This window comes from Streptomyces sp. CNT360 (assembly GCF_000424785.1).
Window position 1 is genome coordinate 403552 of record NZ_AUKO01000001.1, and the last position, 20647, is coordinate 424198.

At 72.3% G+C, this 20647-nt stretch carries 15 protein-coding genes and 1 pseudogene; 12 read left to right on the forward strand and 4 right to left on the reverse strand.

What is annotated here, in order from left to right:
• Positions 1-44: 44 nt before the first annotated feature.
• Positions 45-1153: pseudogene (locus H297_RS33915) on the reverse strand (ferritin-like domain-containing protein).
• A 194-nt stretch (positions 1154-1347) separates the two neighbouring features.
• Between H297_RS33915 and H297_RS0101740 the strand changes: the two are divergent.
• The 6 genes from H297_RS0101740 (at position 1348) to H297_RS33930 (ending at position 7110) form a co-directional block, all read left to right on the forward strand.
• Positions 1348-2295 (forward strand): AurF N-oxygenase family protein, encoded by a 948-nt coding sequence (locus tag H297_RS0101740; protein WP_027735643.1) that lies wholly within the window; start codon positions 1348-1350, stop codon positions 2293-2295.
• Between the two features lie 200 nt (positions 2296-2495).
• The gene (locus H297_RS0101745; RefSeq protein WP_027735644.1) at positions 2496-3233 is read left to right on the forward strand and encodes a TetR/AcrR family transcriptional regulator; all 738 of its coding nucleotides are present in this window, start codon (positions 2496-2498) and stop codon (positions 3231-3233) included.
• A 63-nt stretch (positions 3234-3296) separates the two neighbouring features.
• Positions 3297-3935 carry a redox-sensitive transcriptional activator SoxR gene (gene soxR / locus H297_RS33920; protein WP_078513660.1) on the forward strand — a complete coding sequence of 213 codons (639 nt, stop codon included), beginning with the start codon at positions 3297-3299 and terminating at the stop codon, positions 3933-3935.
• Between the two features lie 2 nt (positions 3936-3937).
• A complete protein-coding gene (locus H297_RS0101755; RefSeq protein ID WP_027735645.1) occupies positions 3938-4213 on the forward strand; it encodes a hypothetical protein in 276 nt (91 codons plus the stop codon).
• A 219-nt stretch (positions 4214-4432) separates the two neighbouring features.
• Positions 4433-5335, forward strand: coding sequence for a hypothetical protein (locus H297_RS33925; protein ID WP_051351406.1), 903 nt, complete (start codon positions 4433-4435; stop codon positions 5333-5335).
• A gap of 686 nt (positions 5336-6021) precedes the next feature.
• Positions 6022-7110, forward strand: a complete 1089-nt coding sequence (locus tag H297_RS33930; RefSeq protein WP_486589367.1) for a C40 family peptidase — start codon at positions 6022-6024, stop codon at positions 7108-7110.
• Between the two features lie 55 nt (positions 7111-7165).
• Here the strand turns inward: H297_RS33930 and H297_RS0101770 are convergent, their stop codons facing one another.
• Positions 7166-7993 carry a protein phosphatase 2C domain-containing protein gene (locus H297_RS0101770; protein ID WP_027735646.1) on the reverse strand — a complete coding sequence of 276 codons (828 nt, stop codon included), beginning with the start codon at positions 7991-7993 and terminating at the stop codon, positions 7166-7168.
• Positions 7994-8429: 436 nt separating this feature from the next.
• On the opposite strand from H297_RS0101770, the gene H297_RS33935 reads away from it, so the two are divergent.
• Together H297_RS33935 and H297_RS43935 are read left to right on the forward strand one after the other, a co-directional pair.
• A complete protein-coding gene (locus H297_RS33935; protein WP_158693626.1) occupies positions 8430-12056 on the forward strand; it encodes a nitrate- and nitrite sensing domain-containing protein in 3627 nt (1208 codons plus the stop codon).
• Positions 12053-12703 (forward strand): roadblock/LC7 domain-containing protein, encoded by a 651-nt coding sequence (locus H297_RS43935; protein ID WP_051351408.1) that lies wholly within the window; start codon positions 12053-12055, stop codon positions 12701-12703. The genes H297_RS33935 and H297_RS43935 overlap by 4 nt, the downstream gene beginning before the upstream one ends.
• 207 nt (positions 12704-12910) lie before the next feature.
• Here H297_RS43935 and H297_RS33945 read toward each other — a convergent pair whose 3' ends face one another.
• Positions 12911-13531, reverse strand: coding sequence for a MarR family winged helix-turn-helix transcriptional regulator (locus H297_RS33945; protein ID WP_486589368.1), 621 nt, complete (start codon positions 13529-13531; stop codon positions 12911-12913).
• A 236-nt stretch (positions 13532-13767) separates the two neighbouring features.
• Between H297_RS33945 and H297_RS0101790 the strand changes: the two genes are divergently transcribed.
• On the forward strand, positions 13768-14703 hold the full coding sequence (locus H297_RS0101790) for a lysozyme (protein WP_027735647.1): 936 nt from the start codon (positions 13768-13770) through the stop codon (positions 14701-14703).
• Positions 14704-14811: 108 nt separating this feature from the next.
• Here H297_RS0101790 and lon read toward each other — a convergent pair whose 3' ends face one another.
• Positions 14812-17274, reverse strand: coding sequence for an endopeptidase La (gene lon / locus H297_RS0101795; protein WP_027735648.1), 2463 nt, complete (start codon positions 17272-17274; stop codon positions 14812-14814).
• A 313-nt stretch (positions 17275-17587) separates the two neighbouring features.
• Between lon and H297_RS0101800 the strand changes: the two genes are divergently transcribed.
• The 3 genes from H297_RS0101800 to H297_RS33950 all read left to right on the forward strand — a co-directional run bounded on the left by H297_RS0101800 (position 17588) and on the right by H297_RS33950 (position 20522).
• Complete coding sequence (locus H297_RS0101800; RefSeq protein WP_051351409.1) at positions 17588-18313, forward strand: spermidine synthase; 726 nt, start codon at positions 17588-17590, stop codon at positions 18311-18313.
• A 69-nt stretch (positions 18314-18382) separates the two neighbouring features.
• The gene (locus tag H297_RS0101805) at positions 18383-19177 is read left to right on the forward strand and encodes a response regulator transcription factor (RefSeq protein WP_027735650.1); all 795 of its coding nucleotides are present in this window, start codon (positions 18383-18385) and stop codon (positions 19175-19177) included.
• A gap of 211 nt (positions 19178-19388) precedes the next feature.
• Positions 19389-20522, forward strand: coding sequence for an ATP-binding protein (locus H297_RS33950; RefSeq protein WP_051351410.1), 1134 nt, complete (start codon positions 19389-19391; stop codon positions 20520-20522).
• Positions 20523-20647 lie beyond the last annotated feature (125 nt).

Consider the following 20647-nt stretch of genomic DNA (forward strand, 5'->3'; position numbering starts at 1 on the left):
GGGCGGGGAGCACCTGCCGCCGGAGGGTCCCTCCCCCCGGCCGGCTAGGGAAGAGAGTTGCCCTCCTCGATGGCTTCGGCCACCTCCGTGGTGCGTTCGGCCTCCTGTGCGGCGAAGCGCTCGGCGTCCAGCTTCTCGGCGATCTCCTCGTCCTGTGCCATGAGCAGATCGAGGTTCTGGTTGCCCATCTCGAAGACACCCATGTCGAGTAGGCGCGCTGAAGGCGCTCACCCCACAGTCCGATGTCTCGGACACAGGGAACGATGCGGCTGAAGAGGAGCTTGCGGAAGAGCTGAAGGTATTCGGACTGCTCGCTGAACGCGTCGGCCTCGGCGCGCGGGATGCCGAAGTTCTCCAGCACCTCGGCCCCTTTGAGGCGGTCGCGCATCAGGTAGCAGCCCTCGATGACGAATTCCTCGCGCTCGCGCAGCTCGGCGTCGGAGAGCTGCTTGTAGTAGTCGCGCAGCGCCATCCGGCCGAAGGCGACATGGCGGGCCTCGTCCTGCATGACGTAGGCGAGGATCTGCTGGGGCAGCGGCTTGTCCGTGGTGTCGCGGATCATGCCGAAGGCGGCGAGCGCCAAGCCCTCGATGAGTGCCTGCATGCCCAGGTACGGCATGTCCCAGCGGGAGTCGCGCAGGGTGTCCCCGAGGAGGGCCTGGAGGTTGTCGTTGACCGGGTAGAGCATCCCGACTTTCTCGTGCAGGAACCGCCCGTAGATCTCGGCGTGCCGGGCCTCGTCCATGGTCTGCGTGGCGGAGGAGAACTTCGCATCCATGTCGGGCGCCGACTCGACGATCCGCGCCGCACAGACCATGGCGCCCTGTTCGCCGTGCAGGAACTGACTGAACTGCCAGGAGGCATGGTGCCGGCGCAGCTCACCACGCTCGGCCTCGTTCATCTTGTTCCAGTAGGGCATGCCGTACAGGGTCATCGCCTCGTCGGGAGTGCCGAGCGGGTCGTACGGGTCGACCTCCAGGTCCCAGTCGATACGACGCTGCCCGTCCCACTGCTTGTCCTTGCCCTTCTGGTACAGGGCGAGGAGACGGTCGCGGCCGTCGTCGTACTCCCAGGTGAAACGGGCGTTGCCGGAGGCGGGAACCTGCCAGAGAGGGGCGTCGGTTGCGTGCACATAGAGATCGCGTGTGGACACGGACATCTCCTTCGGTCACGGACTGCCCGGCATGCACGGGGTGTTCGCAGGCTCACACGCTTGTTACCGGGTGGTCGACGAGTGCCGCACAGGGATTGACGTCCTTACTGACAGGCAGTCTCATAAGAGGCGGCAACAGACGTGACCGCCGGTAACCCGGTGGGGACCGGCAACCGACGAAGAGGTGCCCCAGCATGACGACAGCGCCTGACATCGCCGAGAGGGAGCGTGAGGTGCTCAGGGACGCCCTCGGCCTGCTCAAGGACCGCGAGCAGGTCGCCGAACGCCTCCTCGAGTCCTCCAGGAAGCACTCCTTCGACCCGGACACCGAACTCGACTGGGACGCGCCGTTCGAGGACGGCAAGTGGTTCTGGCCGCCGGAGCTCGTCTCGCTCTACGACACGCCCCTGTGGCGGCGCATGTCCGAGGAACAGCGCTTCGACCTGGCCCGGCACGAGGCGGCCTCGCTCGCCTCGTTGGGCATCTGGTTCGAGGTGATCCTGATGCAGCTTCTGGTGCGGCACATCTACGACAAGCCCCTCACCAGCAACCACGTGCGCTACGCCCTGACGGAGATCGCGGACGAGTGCCGCCACTCCATGATGTTCGCGCGGATGATCAAGCAGGGTGGAGCGCCCGCCTACCCCGTCTCCCGGTTGCACCACAATCTCGCGCGGGTACTGAAGACGGTCTCCACGACCCCCGGTTCGTTCACCTGCACGCTGCTGGGTGAGGAGATCCTCGACTGGATGCAGCGGCTGACCTTCCCCGACGAGCGCGTCCAGCCGCTGGTGCGCGGCGTCACCCGCATCCACGTCATCGAAGAGGCCCGCCATGTGCGTTACGCACGCGAGGAGCTGCGCCGCCAGATGGTGAGCTGCCCGCGCTGGGAGGCGGAGCTGACGCGACTCAGCTCCGGCGAGGCGGCCCGCGTCTTCTCCATCTCCTTCGTCAATCCTCAGGTCTACGAGAACGTCGGCCTGGACAAGCGGGAAGCCGTCGCTCAGGTGAAGGCCAGCGGTCACCGCCGGGAGGTCATGCAGACCGGCGCCAAGCGGCTGACGGACTTCCTGGACGAGATCGGTGTCATGCGCGGCGTCGGCCGCAAACTGTGGGTCAGCTCCGGCCTGCTGGCGAAGTGAGACCGCGCGGTTGCCGGTTGCGGGTTGCCGGATGCGGAGAACTCGAAGCCGGAAGGCGTGACACGGTCACCGGGACGCGGGGCCACGACGGGGACGACGTGTTGCCACGTCCCGGGCCGCAGCCCTCGTGAAGCCCTCGTGAGGAAGCGGCGGGGAGGCAGGGAACATCCGAGCGTGCCGGGGCGGTTACGCTGCACTGCATGAGCAGCAGTGGCACCGCCCCGGCGTATCGCAGGCTCAGCGTGAACGAGCGGCGCAGCCAACTGCTCTCCCACGCGCTCGGCCTGTTCGCACACCGACCGCCGGAAGAGGTCTCCCTGGACGACGTCGCAGTGTCGGCCGGCGTCTCGCGTCCGCTCGTGTACCGGTACTTCCCCGGCGGTAAACAGCAGCTCTACGAAGCGGCACTGCGCAGCGCGGCAGACCAGCTCGAACGGTGCTTCGCGGAGCCGCAGGCCGGTCCGCTCACCACCCGGCTGTCCCGGGCGCTCGACCGGTATCTGGCGTTCGTCGACGAGCACGACGCGGGCTTCATGGCGCTGCTGCAGGGCGGCAGCATGGTGGAGACCTCCCGCACCTCCGCGATCGTGGACGAGGTGCGCAGGGACGCGGCCGAACAGATCCTCACCCACCTGGGAGCCGAGCCGGGACCCGGGGCGGCCCGGCTGCGGATGGCCGTACGCACCTGGATCGCCGCCGTGGAGGCCGCCTCCCTGATCTGGCTCGACGAGGGCAAGCAGGTGCCGCTCGCCGAGCTGCGCGACTGGCTGGTGGACAACTTCGTCGCCGTGCTGACGGCCACCGCCGCCTCCGACACGGCAACCGCCACGGTGACCCGCCGCGCCCTCGCCATGGAGGAGGCATCGGGACACGCGGCACACCTGGTGGCGAGGGCGCTCCCGGTGGTCGCCGAGGCGGGGCACCTGCTGGACCCGTGAGGGCGTCGCTTCGGGGCCTCGGAAGACTTAAAGAATCGTTGAAGGCCGGATAGGTTGGTCGGCATGGCGACTCACCTGTCCTGGAAGGCCAAGGAAGCCACCGTCGGGGAGCTGGCCGAGCGCGCCGGTGTGGCCACTTCCGCGCTCCGCTTCTACGAGCGCGAGGGCCTGATCCACAGCCGCCGCACCTCCGGCAACCAGCGCCGCTACAGCCGCGACACGCTCCGCCGAGTCGCATTCATCCGGGCCTCGCAGCGCCTCGGTATCCCGCTCGCCACCATCCGGGAAGCCCTCGCGCTGCTCCCCGAAGGGCGCACGCCGACCCGCGACGACTGGGCGGCCGTCTCCGAGTGCTGGCGCGAGGACCTCAACCAGCGCATCGCTCTCATGGAGCAGCTCCGCGACCACTTGACGGACTGCATCGGCTGCGGGTGCCTGTCGCTGACCTCCTGCGCACTGGTCAACCCCTACGACCAACTCGGCGAGCAGGGGCCGGGAGCCCGCCAGCTCGCACAGCCCTGCGGCCCCGACCCTGCGAGGGCAGACAGCAACCTCTGCGGGGCCGAGCGCAGTGGTGACGGCGGGAGCACCGGGTGCGGGGACGGGCGGGATTCCCGTGCCAGGGCCGAGGGAAGCGTCGGCTGCGGGGGCACCGATGCCCCCTGTGTGCCGGTGCCGGCAGTGGACGGCGAGGCGGTCTGAGAGTGCGCAGCGAGGAGACGACCTTCCGCGGCGGGCCGCTGGACGGCCGCACGCTCGCCGTGCCGCTCGGCCCGACCGGCAGGCCCCCGCGGACCTACGAGGTGCCGGTTCCCGGCCACGACGGTGCTCCCGGGACGGTTCACGTCTACCGGCTGGAGCCCGCCTCGGTGAACCGGCTCGGGCTGCCGCGTGGATGGGCGTACGTCTACGCGCCTCAGGACCCGCCTAGCCGGGGGCCACTCGCGCGCCTGCCGTGGCGGCGCGCCCGCACCCGCTGACGACGGCGGCCGTACGGGGAAGGCTGCACCAGCGAGCGGCACCGCAGGGCCCGCCGAGGGCGAGAGGGCAGCGCACGGATGTCGTCGGACGGCGCCCGCCGCCACGCCTGTCGGTGCCGCGGCGGCGGGCTGGCTCAGTCGGTTCAGTCGTGTTTCCGCCACCTGCTCTGTCACCGTGCAACCTGGACAGGCGCAGGGCGGCGGGGTTATCTGCTGAACGTGATCGACGGAATCGCGCCGCTGCCGGAGAACTGTCCCCAGCGACTGGGGCCGTTCCACCTGTACGGAGTCCTGGGCGACGGCCGTACGGGCACCGTCTACCTGGGCCGGGGCACCGCGCGGCGCGGAGGCCGCAGACGGGCGGCTGCGGTCCGCGCGGTCCGGCCCGAACTTCTGCGCGACCGACAGCTGCGGGCGCGGCTGCGGCAGGAGACCGCACAGGTCGCGGAGTTGGTCGGCACCCCGTTCGTCGCCGAGGCGCTCGGCTGCGAGTTGGACAGCGAACGCCCCTGGATCGCCTTCCGCGGCGTACCGGGGCTCCCGCTGTCCGCACTCGTGACCGCGTACGGGCCCCTGCCGGAGAAGTCCGTCCGCGCTCTCGGCGGTGCCCTCGCCCGCGCCTTGACGGCCGTGCACTCGGCGGGGAGCGCCCACGGGAACCTGCGGGCCTCGAAGGTCCTGCTCACCCTCGACGGGCCGTGCGTGGTCGACCACGGCCTCGTACTGGGACGGCAGCCCGGGGCCGGTGGCGGACCCGGCTTCGGGGGCGGGAGCGACTTCGGCCCGCTGTCGCGACGGGCCGAGGACGTCTTCGCGCTGGGGACGGTACTGGCCCTGGCCGCGAGCGCGCGGCACCCGTTCGCCGGCAACCCGCTGCCCTCGGCCCGCGAGGACCCCGACCTGGCAGGGGTGCCCGACGCCCTCCACGGGCCCCTGCTGGCCTGCCTCCACAAGACCCCCGAGGCCCGTCCCCAACCGGACTCTCTGGCCCGCGCCCTGGACCCCACGGGCGCGGCCGGCCTCCGCGCCCGTGAAGGGCTGCCGGAGCCGTACGCGCACGAGATCGGCAAGCGTGCGGACGAGGCCAGGAAGCTGGTGGGCCGACGGGCTTGGGGCCGGTGAGCCAGGACCCCCGGGTCGGACCCCGTCTCGGGACCTTCGCCCCCGTCCGGTCCGGATCCCGGGGCACCCGTCGGGAGTGGGCGGGACCGCGGGCCCTCCCGTTGCCTCCTGCCTTTCCGTCTCCCGTTTTCCGTCACCCGTGCGAGTGAAGCGGGCTGCGGGCCTGCTGCTGGACGTTCCGCTGCGACGGAGGTAGGGAGCGCGCTTTTCGCCAATTCCGGTGCCGTGGCCCCGCGGTCGCCGCCGCCGCTCGGCCATGTCTCAGGGGTGTGTTCCGGGAGCGTTCGCCCGCCGTACGGTCCCCGCTGGGCCGCTGCCTGGACTTCTCCCGGCCCTGGGGGCGGTGCGCCGTGAGGCGTGAGTTGCCGGGGCCGCCCGGCGTCCACCGTCATCGCCCCGGCACCGTCGCCGATCCCGCCCGAGCCGACGAGTCGAGCGGCCCTCGGAAGCACCACGAGATATCGATCGGGTGAGAGACGTGGGCCCTCCCGCTCAGCGTGCACTGAGCACAAGCCCCTGCCCGTGCCACGATCGCGGCGGAGCGGCCGGAAACGGGGAAACGCCGCTCGGAAACGAGGTGCGCGGTGTTGTTGGCGAGAATGCGGAGGACGCGGGCGACGTGGGCGCGGCGCCGCCCGGAGGAAGCCGCCGGGCGGGGCTTCCGGGCGTGGGCTGTCGCGACATTGGTGGCGGTATCCCTCGCGCTGGGGCTGGTGGTTTCGCCTGCTTCCGGCGCGGCGCAGGGCGCGAGCACGTTGCTGCCCGGCTCGCCCACTGCGCCCGATCCGGGGCCGGAACCCGGGCCGCCCGGCACGGGCCGGAAGTCGGTGGGGATGCTGCTGGGCGAGCTGGGCACGCTGTACCGGCGTACCGAGGAGGCCTCGGAGGCGTACAACACGACAGCGGAGAAGCTCAAGAAGCAGCGGGCTTCCTCGCGCAAGGCCCAGTCGCGTCTCTCCCGGGCCCGTGCGGCGCTGGGAAAGGAACGGGTCCGCGCCGGTCTGCTTGCGCGGCAGCAGTACCGGCGGGGCACCCTCGGGCTGCCGCCCGCCGTCCAGATGCTGCTGAGCCGGGACCCGGAGCGGGTGCTCTCGCACGGGCACCAGTTGCGACGCGCCGCGGGCGCCCAGGCCGCGACGGTCCGCAAGCTGGCCGACGGCAGGCAGCGGCACGCCCGGGCCGCCGAGCGGGCCCGCGCCGCGGTGAAGCGTCAGAACGCGCTGACCAAGCGGAAGAAGAAGCAGCGGGACGAAGTGCAGGCACGGCTCCGGAGGGTGGAGGGGCTGCTCTCCTCAATGACCGGAGACCAACGGGAGAAGCTGCACGCGCTGGAGCAGGACCGCGCGGACGCGGCACAGCGGAAACTGGTCTCCTCCGGAGCACTCGACCCCAGCGGCGCCGTGCGACAGGCGTCAGCGCAGGGACGGAAAGCACTCTCCTGGGCGATGGATCAGGTGGGGAAACCGTACGTGTGGGGTGCCGAGGGACCGAAAGCCTTCGACTGCTCGGGGCTCACCTCTCAGGCATGGCGCCATGCGGGCCGGACGATCCCCCGCACCAGCCAGGAGCAGTGGCGGCGGTTGCCCCGGGTACCACTGGACGAGCTGCGCCCCGGCGACCTGGTCATCTATTTCCGCGGAGCGACCCACGTGGGGGTGTACGCGGGGGCCGGGCGCGTGGTGCAGGCCCCCCGGCCGGGCAGCAAGGTGAAGGTGACGCCACTCGCTGCGGACCCACCGCTCGGCGCGGTACGTCCGGACAGGGGCAGGGCATGACCGGCGTGCGCGGCCGGCAGCCGGGCGGAAGGGCGCCAGGGTCCGTGGCCCGTCCTCAGTCCAGCTCCGCGAACAGCACGGTGGCGTCGTCGTGCCGCTTGCCCCGCGAGGGGGGCGCCTCGGCCTCGGCGGTGCGGACATGAGCGACCAGAGCGCGGGGGCCCTCCTTGCGGACGAGGGCGCACAGCCCCGCCCAGTCGCCCAGGTGGAAGGTCTCCGTCCAGCGGGTCGCCCCGTCCGTGAGAGCGAGGAGCGCGCGAACGTCCTCGCGGGGTTGCGTGCCCGCCACGGCGCGGCCGGCCACTGCGGGATCGGCGGCCGCAGTGTAGAAGCCGGTGCCGTCGGGAGCGTTGCGCAGCCCTTCGACCGCGCGCACGTAAGCGACACGGTCCTCTTCCGCACCGCTGCGCCGCGCTCGGTCACGCAGGGTCCGCACGAGGGGCGGGAGTTCGGTCAGACGGCGGTCGAGGCGGGGGTGGACAGTGCCGTCTGCGGCCTCCACGAGAAGGGCGGAATCGGAGAGCACCAGGTGCTCCACCTGCTCTTCGTCCCAGCGGGCGGCGACGACCGTCGCCTGAGGTGTACGGGGGTGAGAAAGATCACACGTTTCGCGGTGTGTGTCCGCTGTGCGAGTGACTGCGACGGCGAGGCACTCACTGAGGGTCAGGTCGCGCCGGGCGCCCGACAGTTCGAGAAGGGCGCCACCCAGGCGGGCTACGAACCACGGCACCCCGTGACGGCACCCGTCGTCGGCCTCCGGCGGGGTGACTCCGTCGAGGACCACCAGGACGCCCCCCGCTCCGGCCGCGGGAAGGGCAGCCGACGCGTAGTCCTCGTTGGGACGTCGAGGGTCACCGGGTTCGGTGACCATGTCGATACGCATGACAGCAGTGTGCCGGAACGACGCTCTCGGGGCGTCCGGGGGCGGCAGCCCTCGCGGCCGCTCCCCGCGCACGGGCACGCCGGGAATCCGCGGGGCGGAGCGGGCCGCGTGGCCCGCGTAGGTGACTCCGGCAACCGCGAGGGCATTCCGCGCGAGGATGACCGGAATTGCCCCTCCGAAAAAGTTGGTCCGGCATCCTGCCAGGAGCCCGGAAGGATTTCCAACCACAGTCTGGAAGGCCGACCACGCCCGGTCCGGGCCGAGTTGTTCCGCCGCCGAGGAGTGATGTTCACTCCTTCGGGTGGCCCAGCAGGGGATTCTCACCCGCCTCAAGAGCGCACTGCAATGGTCGGTCGTCGAGTCGGGGCATCCCGGGCCTTCCGGGAGAGGCGGGACGAGATTGCGAGTGCGGGTGCGGAAGAAGCAGCGTCGGACGGTGGACGGTCCTCAAGCTGCGGCAGCCGGTGACGGGGCCGCCGCCCCCTCGGACCCGGAGGGCATGGTGGCCGCTCCGCGCCGCAGGTCCCGGGTGCGCAACCGGTTGCTGATGTCGGTCGCGGTCGGTGCCCTCGCTGTCGTCGGGGCCGGTGCACCGACCCTGGTCGCCGGCTCGCGTGACGCCACCGACGCACAGGACCTGGTGGACCTCGCCCGGCTCGACCAGCAGGCCATCGCGCTCTCGCACTCCCTGGAGGACGAGCGCGACGGCATGGTCGAGCAGTTGTCCGCCGCCCGGGGGGCACGAGGCGACGGCACGGGCGTCAGCAAGGCCCAGCGGGGCCGGGTGGACCGGCAGTCGAGGGAGCTTCGCTCGGCCGCGTCAGCCGCACCGGCCGGCTCCGCGGCGGCCTCCGGCTCCCCCGCGGGTGTCGCCGAGGTCCTCACGAAGCTGCCCACCGTCAGGCGGCAGGCCATGACGGGCAAAGCCGGGCCGCAGGAGTCGTACGAGGACTACTCCCGCATCATCCGGACGCTCCGTCAGCTCACCCACGACGTCGCCGTCGCTCTGCCCGCGCGCGCCCAGGACCGTACCGCGGCAGCGCTGCCCGACCTCGCGCGCGCCGTGGACCAGGCATCGGCCACCCGTGGGCTGCTGGAGGCCGCGCTGGCGGGCCAGGGCACCCAGCGCCCCCTGGTGACGGAGGCCGAGCAGGCCCGCGTGCGGGAGAAGGCCGCCCTGGCGGACTTCCAGGAGAACGCGAGCGGCAAGGCCTGGGACAGGTACAGCACGACCGTGACCGGTCCGGACGTGTCCAGCGCCGAGCACTATCTGGACAGCCTGACCGCGCGGCCGTACCTGACCGCCGCCGCTCGCAGGGTGGACGCGGAACGCTTCGACAGCGCGGTCTCGGCCCGCCTCGCCCATATGCGCGGGGTGCAGTCCGCGTTCGCAGCGGCCGAGGTGAAGCGGCTGGAGACCCTGCGCGACGACGACGTGACGGCGTTGCAGTTGCGGGCCGGACTCGTCGGCGTCTGCCTGCTGCTCGCCGTCGCGCTCAGCGTGGCCACCGCCCGCTCCCTCACGCGCCCCCTGTCGGTACTCAAGCGCGGATCGCGGCGGATCGCCGAGGATCCGGCGGGCGAGGAGCCGATCACCTTCCGGGGGCGGAACGACGAGTTCGCGGACGTCGTGCGCTCCCTCAACGCGCTGCGGTCCTCCGCCGCCGAGCTGCGACGCCGGTCCTCGTGTGCCGAGCGGGAGCAGGACCAACTCGCGGTCGAGAAGGCGCAGCTCACCGAGCAGCACCAACTGCTGGCTGAGGACTACACAGCGCTCCGGGCCGAGCTGGAGGAGCTCCGGGGGCGATCGACCGGTGTGATCCCGAGCGCGGAGGGCTTCTCCCCTGCGCCCTTCGTCCGGAACGAGGCGGCGACCGCTCCGGCCGGTGCGGGCGCGGCCGGGCAGGACGCGTTCGCGGACCTGGCCACGCGCTCCCTCACGCTGGTCGAGCGGCAGCTGGGCATCATCGAGGGCCTGGAGGAGAACGAGGCCGACCCGGACCGGCTGGACACGCTGTTCAAGCTGGACCACCTGGCCACCCGCATGCGGCGGCACAACGAGAACTTGTTGCTGCTCGCGGACACCGGCGCCCATGCGCGGCCCGAGCGCCTCCCGAGCACCCCGGCGAGCGAGCAGGGCTCGGACGCCGGGCAGGCTCCGGCGCCGTTGCTGGACGTTCTGCGGGCGGCTGTCAGCGAGATAGCGCAGTACGAGCGTGTCGCGCTCGGCCCGGTGCCGCAGGAGCTGGGGGTCGCCGGTCGTGCGGCGGACGATCTGAGCCACCTGGTGGCCGAACTCCTGGACAACGCGGCCGTCTTCTCCCCCGCCGGATCGCCGGTGCGGTTGACCGCCAGGGTGCTGGCGGACGGCGTGGCCATGGTGTCCGTGGAGGACGAGGGCACCGGCGTCGGTGAGGAGGCACTGGCCGAGCTGAACGCGCGGCTGACCGCGGGGGGAAGCGCGCGGCCGTCCACGGGAGAAGTGGAGCCGGGCCCCGCTCAGTCGGCGGAGGCACCCGTCGCCTGGGGCTTGGGGCTGGAGATCGTCGCCCGGTTGGCGGCGCGGCACGATGTGGCTGTGCGGCTGCGCGTCCGGGAAGAGGGCGGCACGGCGGCGGAGGTGCAGGTGCCGAGTGGCCTGCTGCTCGGCGGGAGTGGCACAGCCGACGGGGCCCACACTGCCGGTACGTGGCGGGCCTCCGGCGCCGGTGCGGCCGGGCAAGCAGGCGAGACCGGTGAGGGTGACGGTTCCGGTTCCGGTGACGAGAGGGGCGGGGTCGGAGAGCGTCTGACCGAGAAAGAAGGGCAGCACGCCAGGGCGGCGGACCAGGCGCCGTTCCGGGCCGACGCCGGTTCTGTCGAGGAGCACACGACCACGGCGCCCCTGGAAGAGGGCGGATCTGCTCTCGGGGCCCCTGTCGCGCCCGGAGGGTCGGCAGACGTACAGCTGCCCGGGCCTGCCCCGGAGCGCGAGTCCGCCCCGGCCGCGTCCGAGTTCTCCGACGCATCCGGTCAGGTGCCCGGGCAGTCGCAGGCCACTGGTTTCCGCCCCCCTTGCGACGCCGACCCGGCCGCGCCCGAGGAGGAAGGCCCGAACCGCGCTGGGGACCCGGCGACAGCGCGAGGCACGGCGAAGAACCGGGCCGAAGCCACAGCCCCGGCTGAAGTGGAAACGCTGCACGAAACTGCGGGCCCGGTGGATACGGGTGACACGTCAGAAGCAGACGTCGGTCCGGCGGATGCAGGCGACGGTTCGGCAGAGGCAAGCCGCCGTCCGGCGGAAACGGATGCCGACTCGGCGAAGGCTGGCGGCGTTCCGGCGGAAACGGACGGCGGCACGGCCGACCCCGGCGGTGATCCGGCGGAAGCAAGTGCCGACACAGCGCACCCGGGCGGCGATCCGGCGGAGCCCGGTGCCGACGCGGCGGAGGCGCACCGCGGTGCCGCGGAAACGAGTGCCGACTCGGCGAAGGCGGGCGGCGTTCCGGCGGAAACGGACGGCGGCACGGCCGACCCCGGCGGTGATCCGGCGGAAGCAAGTGCCGACACAGCGCACCCGGGCGGCGATCCGGCGGAGCCCGGTGCCGACGCGGCGGAGGCGCACCGCGGTCCCGCGGAAACGAGTGCCGACACGGCGAAGGCTGGCGGCGTTCCGGCCCAGGCAGGTGCCGACACAGCGCACCCGGGCAGCGATCCGGCAGAGACAGGCGCCGACACGGCAGAGGCCGGTGCCGTCACAGCGGAGGCGAGGGGCGGCACTGCGGCGGGTGCCGTCACAGCGGAGGCCGGTGGCCAGGGTGTCACGCACACCGGACTGCCCAAGCGCGTCCGTGGTGCGAAGGCAGCGGGAACGGGGGCGGCGCAGCCGCCTCGTTCGGGAAGCGTCGACCCGGAGCAACTGGCGCGCAGGCTGAACGGGTTCCAGCGGGGCGCCCGGCAGGGCCTGCGTGAGGCCGCGGCGCAGGTGGCCGCGGAGGACAGCGGTACCGCGGAGCACACCGCCCCGCCCGCGGGCTCCGAGTCCGCAGCGGACGGAGAGGCCGCCGAGGAGGCCCGCAAGTGAGTACGCCCACCACGCGTGCGCCCGGCAGTGCGAAGGCCCGCGATCTGCGGCTGCTGCTGGACGGTCTGGCCGCGGAGGTGCCGGGCATCCGGTCCGTCGCGGTCGTCTCGTCCGACGGCCTGCTGTTGCTCGCCTCGGACCCCGCGCTGGGCGCCGAGCACGGACAGCTGGGGCGGCGGGACCAGGGACAGGGAGAGCACGGCGGGCAGAGGGAGCCGGAAGAAGGACCGGCGGGGACAGCGGAGCGGTCTGTTCCAGGTGGCCCCGCCTCGCCCGGCGAGGCGCGGGTACCCCCGATGCGGCGGCGGCGCGGCGAGGCGGGCCGGCAGCGTGGCCGTCGCGGGAGCAGCGGGGACCTGGCGACCATCGTCTCCGGAGTGGCCTCGCTGACGACCGCTGCGGCGAGGCTGACGGATGCGGGCGCCGTGAAGCAGACGATGGTGGCCATGGACGAGGGGGCGCTACTGGTCATGACCATCGGGGACGGCTCGCTGCTGGGGGTGCACGCGGAGGCCGACGCCGATCTGGGAGCGGTCGGCTACCGGATGGGGCTCTTCGTCGGCCGCGCGGGGCATCTGCTGACGCCTGAGCTGCGGAGTGAGCTGCACGACGGCCTCGCCCGGCCGGGCGGGACCGTGAGTGGGTGAGAAGGGCAGCCGTCCCCCAGCCGTTCCTGCCGCTGACCGCTCAACGGTTTCGGCCGGCGACCGGTCGGCCGTTCCGGCCGCTGCCGACCCGGCCACGTCTCCGCAGCACCGCCGGGCCACTGCCGTAGGCCACCGACGCGCCCTACAGGGCCCCGCGGGCCCCGGGCCGTCCTTCAGACACCGGCCGGGCGCCAAGGGGTGACGCCGTCACTCCTCCTGGTCGGCCAGCGCATTGAGACGGTGCAGGAGGCGGGCGAGCTCGGCGATCTCGACGCGGTCCCAGGCGGCGAGCTTGCGGGCGTAGGAGAGCCGTCGGGCGTCACGTACGCGGGTGAAGCGGTCGCGGCCCTCGTCGGTGAGCTGGACCAGGGAGGCCCGGCGGTCGCCGGGGTCGGGCTGCCGGTCGACGAGGCCGAGCTGCTCCAAGGCGTGCAGTTGCCGGCTTATCGTCGCCTTGCCGACGCCGAAGTAGCCGGCCAGCTCCGTCGCCCGCTGTGCACCGGCGTCCTCAAGACGGACGAGGAGGCCGTAGGCGGCGGGTTCCAAATCCGGGTGCACCTGGCGTGCCATCTCTCCCGAGGAGGCGCGGGCCCGCCGCAGGAAGACGGCCAACTCGCGTTCGACGTCGAGACATTCGGGCCCGAACGGCTCGGCAGGGTCCGCCTGACCGTGCGCCCCGGCGTGGCCCCCCGGACGGCCCTTCGCGGGGTCCGCTTCGGTGACCGAAGCGGCCGAGGCGGCCGAGGCGGCGGCAGCCGTGGCGGCCCGGCGGGAAGCCGCGGCCTTCCGGATGGCAGCGGCGCTTTCGGTGTCTCCGGCGTTTTCCATGAAGAAAATTGTCTCCAGCGAGCGCGATAGTCCCAGCTCCGCCAGTATTTCGCAGGATTAGACCAACGGCGGACGGTAGGGCATCTTCCACCTTGTCGGTCTACGCGCGTACCTTCAATATGACATGCCCACACCAGTGGGAACCATGGTCATCCGCGCGTCGCAGCGCAAAACCCCCCACGTCGGTAAATACTACGCACGTACCAGACCCCACCACCGAGGCTCCGGAGGCAGCGATGCCCAGCTTCAGATCCGGTACGACCCGTCACAGACGCGGAATGGCGGCTGTCGTCGGGATGTTCGTCTCCCTTCTCGCGCTCGTCCTGGCGCTACCGGGCGCAGCGTCGGCGACAGCCGGCAGCGGGGACAGCAGCGCGAAGTCGGCCACCTCCACCGAGTCCGCCGCGGACACCCCCGGTCTGCGCGACAACCCCAAGGCGCCCACCGAGCGCGGTAAGGCCTGGATGGGCGCGGGTGTCCGGATGCACGAGAAGGACACGACCGACGGCGCCCCGCCGGACAAGGCCCGCGCGGGTCTGGCGGCGACGGTCCACGGCGTGGACGTGAGCAGCCACCAGGGCAATGTCGCCTGGTCGACGCTGTGGAACAGCGGGGTCCGCTTCGCCTACGTCAAGGCGACGGAGTCCACCAACTACAAGAACCCCTACTTCACCCAGCAGTACAACGGGTCCTACAACGCCGGCATGATCCGGGGCGCCTACCACTTCGCGACGCCGAACTCCTCCAGCGGCGCGACGCAGGCGAACTACTTCGCGGGCAACGGCGGCGGCTGGAGCAAGGACGGCAAGACGCTGCCGGGCGTGCTCGACATCGAGTACAACCCCTACGGCTCGACCTGCTACGGCCTGAGCCAGAGCGCGATGGTGAACTGGATCAAGGACTTCACCAGTACCTACAAGGCCAAGACCGGACGTGACGCGGTCATCTACACGACCACCAGCTGGTGGACCCAGTGCACGGGCAACAGCAGCGCCTTCGGGAACTCGAACCCGCTGTGGATCGCCCGCTACGCCTCCTCGGCGGGCACCCTCCCGGCCGGCTGGGGCTTCTACACCTTCTGGCAGTACACCTCCACCGGCCCGACCGTGGGCGACCACAACTACTTCAACGGGTCGATGGACCGGTTGAAGGTGCTCGCCAACGGCGGCTGAGCCCCGGCAGCAGGTGGCCGGACACCGGACGGCAGGTAGCCGGTGACAGGCAGCAGACGAAGTGGCCCCCGCCGAGGCGGGGGCCACTTCTGTCGCCGGACGCGTCCGTCACGCCGCGACCGGCGTCTCCCGGGCGGGAGTTCGGGCGGGCGTCAGGGCCAGCTCCAGGACCTGGCGGACGTCCGAGACGGGGTGGACGTCGAGACCGTCCAGCACCTCCTCGGGCACGTCGTCGAGGTCGGGCTCGTTCCGCTTGGGGATGATCACAGTGGTCACCCCGGCGCGGTGCGCCGCCAGGAGCTTCTGCTTGACGCCGCCGATGGGCAGCACCCGCCCTGTCAGCGAGACCTCGCCGGTCATCGCCACCTCCGGCCGCACCTGGCGTCCGCTGAGCAGCGAGGCCAGGGCCGTCGTCATGGTGACGCCGGCGCTCGGTCCGTCCTTGGGCACGGCGCCCGCGGGCACGTGCAGGTGGATGCCGCGCTCCTTGAGGTCGCCGACCGGCAGCTCCAGCTCCGCGCCGCGCGAGCGCAGGTAGGAGAGGGAGATGTGGGCGGACTCCTTCATCACGTCGCCGAGCTGGCCGGTCAGGGTCAGCCCGGAGGCACCCGTCTCGGGGTCGGCCAGCGACGCCTCGACGAAGAGCACGTCACCACCCGCGCCCGTGACGGCCAGCCCGGTGGCCACACCCGGGACGGCGGTGCGGCGCTCTGCCGGGTCCTGCGCGGCCTCGGGGGTGTGCCGGGGGCGGCCGATCAGCGCACGCAGTTCGTCCACACCCACGGTGCAGGGCAGCTCCACCTCGCCGAGCTGGTGCTGGGCGGCGACCTTGCGGAGGACGCGCTGGACGGCGCGCTCCAGGGAGCGGACGCCCGCCTCGCGGGTGTACTCGGCGGCGAGCTTGCGCAGCGCGGCCTCGTCGAAGAGCACCTCGCCCTCGGCCAGCCCCGCGCGTTCCCGCTGCCGGGGCAGCAGGTGGTCACGGGCGATGGTGACCTTCTCGTCCTCCGTGTAGCCGTCGAGCTCGACGACCTCCATACGGTCCAGCAGAGGCTGCGGGACGGCTTCCAGGACGTTGGCGGTCGCCAGGAAGACCACGTCGGACAGGTCCAGCTCGACCTCCAGGTAGTGGTCGCGGAAGGTGTGGTTCTGGGCGGGGTCCAGCACCTCCAGGAGGGCCGCCGTCGGGTCCCCGCGGAAGTCGGAGCCGACCTTGTCGACCTCGTCCAGCAGCACGACGGGGTTCATCGAACCGGCTTCCTTGACGGCCCGGACGATGCGGCCGGGCTGAGCGCCGACGTAGGTGCGCCGGTGACCGCGGATCTCCGCCTCGTCGTGCACGCCGCCGAGAGCGACGCGGACGAACTCGCGGCCCATCGCGCGGGCCACCGATTCGCCCAGCGACGTCTTGCCGACTCCGGGCGGACCGGTCAGCGCCAGCACCGCTCCCCCGCGCCGCCCGCCGATCACGCCGAGACCGCGGTCGGCGCGCCGCTTGCGCACGGCGAGGTACTCGGTGATGCGTTCCTTGACGTCCTGGAGCCCGGCGTGGTCGGCGTCGAGAACGGCCTGGGCGCCGGTGATGTCGTAGGCGTCCTCGGTACGGACGTTCCACGGGATCTCCAGCACCGTGTCCAGCCAGGTGCGGATCCAGCTTCCCTCGGGCGACTGGTCGCTGGAACGCTCCAGCTTGTCGACCTCCTTGAGAGCGGCCTTGCGCACCTCGTCCGGCAGGTCGGCGGCCTCGACGCGGGCGCGGTAGTCCTCGCTCTCGTCCTCCGGGTCGCCGTTGAGCTCGGCCAGCTCCTTGCGGACGGCGTCGAGCTGGCGGCGCAGCAGGAACTCGCGCTGCTGCTTGTCGACGCCTTCCTGGACGTCCTTGGCGATGGACTCGGCCACGTCCTGCTCGGCGAGGTGGTCGCGGAGGGCGGCGGTGGCCAGGTCGAGGCGCTCGGCGGGGTCGGTGGTCTCCAGCAGCTTCAGCTTCTGCTCGGTGGTCAGGAACGGGGAGTAGCCGGCGTTGTCGGCGAGCTGGCCCGCGTCGTCGATCTGCTGCACCCGGTCCACGACCTGCCAGGCGCCGCGCTTGCGCAGCCAGTCGGTGATGAGGGCCTTGTACTCCTTCATCCGCTCCGCCACACGGCCCGGCTCGGACACCTGTCCGCCGGGCCTGTCCGAGGCGGATTCCGAGCCGGGCGTCTGCTCGGCCACCGGGGTGCCCTCGACCCACAGGGCGGCGCCGGGGCCGCTCGTCCCGGTGCCGACGCGGATTCTGCGCAGACCACGGACGAGGGCGCCGGGGTCCCCGTCAGCGAGGCGGCCGGTCTGCTCGACGCGGCTCTCCACGCCGATGCCCGTGTAGTTGCCGTCCACGCGCGGGACCAGCAGCACCCGTGGCTTCTCGCCCTGGGGCGCCGCCGCCTTCGCGGCGTCCACGGCCGCCCGCACGTCACCGTCGGAGAGGTCCAGGGGGACCACCATCCCCGGCAGCACCACGCCGTCCTCGGCGTCGATGGGCAGCACGGGCAGGGTGAGCGGCGCGGACTCCTCGGGGTGGGACTCAGCAGTCATGATCTCTCCCTCGGCAAGCAAGTTGAGTAATACCCACTCAATGCTTTTGAGGCCGCCGTTGTTCCCCTCCTCCGGCGCTCCCCCGTTCGCTCTGAGCGATCAGGGACTCCGTCGGTACGCTCACCGGCCCGGCTGCAGAGCAACGGGCCGCGACGTAGTCAACCGCGGGTGGCGTCCCGGTCTTCCCGCACTCGAAGACCCGGAGCAACGCGTGACTCCCCTCTCTCCGACCCGCCCCCCAGTCGGCCCACCGGCCCACCGGCCCCCCGGCCCACCGGCCCCAAGGTGCGGGTTTCCGGCCTACCCTGCCCCCATGCCGAAGCCTGCCTCCCTGTCGAGCCCCGCCGTTCCGCCTCCCGGGCCGTCCGACGCCCCCGTCACGCTGGAGCGGCGGGACGGCCCGTACGGGGAGGTCGTCCTGCGTCGGCGCGGGGCGCACTACGAGATCATCGCCAACGGGTGCTTCCTGATGGACACCTCCGACGGCCGCTCCGAGCGACTGCTGGTACGGGCCGCACTGGAGGAACTCGGCGACCGGGCGGACCCGCGGCTGCTGATCGGCGGCCTGGGGGTGGGCTTCTCGCTCGCGGAGGCCGCCGCAGAGCCGCGCTGGGCCCGCATCACCGTGGTCGAACGCGAGGAAGCCGTCCTCGACTGGCACCGCAGCGGGCCACTGTCCGCGCTCTCCGGTACGGCCCTGGCCGATCCCCGTACCGAACTGGTGCAGGCGGACCTGGTGGACCACCTGCGCGCGGTGGCGGCGGACGGGCAGCGCTTCGACGCGCTGTGCCTGGACATCGACAACGGACCCGACTGGACCGTGACCGAGGACAACTCCTCCCTCTACTCCCCCGCCGGTCTGGCCGCCTGCCGCGAGGCACTCACGGCAGGCGGCATCCTCGCCGTGTGGTCGGCCCAGCCGTCGTCCGCATTCGAACGATCACTGCGGAATGCGGGGTTCTGCCGTGTTCGGACGGATGAGATCCCGGTCGTCCGAGGCGTCCCCGACGTGGTCCACTTCGCAGCCCGACCGGCGTAGCCGAGCCGCGCGCAGGGCCCTTACGCTGCTGTTCCAAGAAAGCCGGAAGAGCCACAGGGGCGGGGTCGTATGGACCAGAAGAACACCACTCAGACAGCTGGCGGAGCCGTCGCCGCGACCACCCCCGGCGCTCAGCGACGCATCCTCGTCGTCGAGGACGACCCCACGATCGTGGACGCCATCGCCCGGCGGCTGCGCGCGGAGGGCTTCCAGGTGCAGACGGCCGGTGACGGCCCGGCGGCCGTGGACACCGCCGAGGCGTGGCAGCCGGACCTGCTGGTGCTGGACGTGATGCTGCCCGGCTTCGACGGCCTGGAGGTCTGCCGCCGGGTGCAGGCCCAGCGGCCGGTTCCGGTGCTGATGCTGACCGCACGGGACGACGAGACGGACATGCTGGTCGGCCTCGGCGTGGGCGCGGACGACTACATGACCAAGCCGTTCTCCATGCGCGAGGTCGCCGCCCGGGTGCACGTGCTGCTGCGCCGGGTCGAGCGGGCCACGCAGGCCGCGACCACGCCGCGCAACGGCATACTCAGGCTCGGCGAACTGGAGATCGACCACGCCCAGCGGCGGGTCCGCGTGAGCGGCGAGGACGTGCACCTGACGCCGACGGAGTTCGATCTGCTGGTCTGCCTGGCGCACTCCCCCCGCGCGGTGCTCTCCCGCGAGCAGCTTCTGGCCGAGGTGTGGGACTGGGCCGACGCCTCCGGCACCCGCACCGTGGACAGCCACATCAAGGCGTTGCGCCGCAAGATCGGCGCGGAGCGCATCCGCACCGTGCACGGGGTGGGGTACGCGCTGGAGACCCCCGGCCCGGACGGCGCGCCCGCACCGGTGACCGGTGCCGCGACGGAGAGCTGCTGACGGGCGGCGGGAACGGGTCGAGGTGTCCGCTTCGGTGTCCAGTTCATCCTCCGGTCCTTCCGGCCCTTCCGGGACGCCCGCGTCGGGATCGCTTTCCGCGCGCTCCCCGGCTGCGGACCGTCCCGCGGCGTCACCGGACCCGGGCCCCCCGCTCGCCGGTCCGCCGGGGCCGCCCCGGCCGTCGCGGACCGCCCGGTACTGGGCCCGCTCGGTGAGCCGGGGCAAGCGGTTCGCCGCCCGGCTCGGGGCCCGCTGGTGGGAGCAGCTCTGGGAGGGGCTGCGGCCCCTGGACCCGTACCGCTCGGTGAAGGCGGCCCTCGGCGCCCTGGTGATCGTGTCCGTGGTGATCACCACACTGCTGGCGCTCTTCGCCGTGCAGTCGGCGACCGAGCTGCGGGTGATCACCATCATCTCGATCGTCGCCTCGCTGCTGATCACGCAGTTCGTCGCGCAGTCGCTGACGGCACCGCTGGACGAGATGACGGACGCGGCCAAGGCGATGGCGGGCGGTGACTACTCCCGCCGGGTGCGCGGCGGACGGCGGGACGAGTTCGGAGAACTGGCCGAGAACTTCAACCGGATGGCGGCCGACCTGGAAGCGGTCGACCAGCACCGCAAGGAGCTGGTCGCCAACGTCTCGCACGAGCTGCGCACGCCGATCGCGGCGCTGCGCGCGGTGCTGGAGAACGTGGTCGACGGGGTCTCGGACGCCGATCCGGAGACGATGCGGACCGCCCTGTCGCAGACCGAACGCCTGGGCCGCCTGGTGGACCACCTGCTGGACCTCTCGCGGCTGGACAGCGGGGTCGTCCCTTTGCACTCGCGGCGCTTCGAGGTGTGGCCGTACCTGGCGGGCGTGCTGAAGGAGGCCAACATGAGCAAGGGCTCCGGACACTCCCGCAAGGACGTCCACCTGCATCTGGACGTCTCGCCTCCCGAGCTGACGGCCTACGCCGACCCCGAACGGCTGCATCAGGTGGTGGCCAATCTGATCGACAACGCCGTCAAGCACAGCCCGCAGCACGGCCGGGTGACCGTCCGTGCCAGGCCCGGCGAGGCAGCGGGCGGCGGAGGCGAGGGGGATGTGGAGGTGGAGGTCCTGGACGAGGGGCCGGGCATACCCGAGGCGGAGCGGCAGCGGGTCTTCGACCGGTTCAACGGCACGCACAGCACCGAGTCGCGCAAGGGCAGCCAGGGGGTGAGCCCGGGGGGCGGCACCGGCCTGGGGCTGGCGATCGCGCGCTGGGCCGTGGAACTGCACGGCGGGTCGATCCGGGTGGCCGAGTCGCCCCGGGGTTGCCGAATTCAGCTCACTCTTCCGGGGGCGAAGGGAAAGCAGGCTTGACGTAGGCTCGCAGACGAGGGGGCGGGGACGCGCTGCCGGGGGCTTCCGGTTCCCCTCGGGCGGCAAATCCGTGAGTGATTCCCGCCAAATACTGTCGCGAAACCGGCTCCGCAGTGTGACGTACG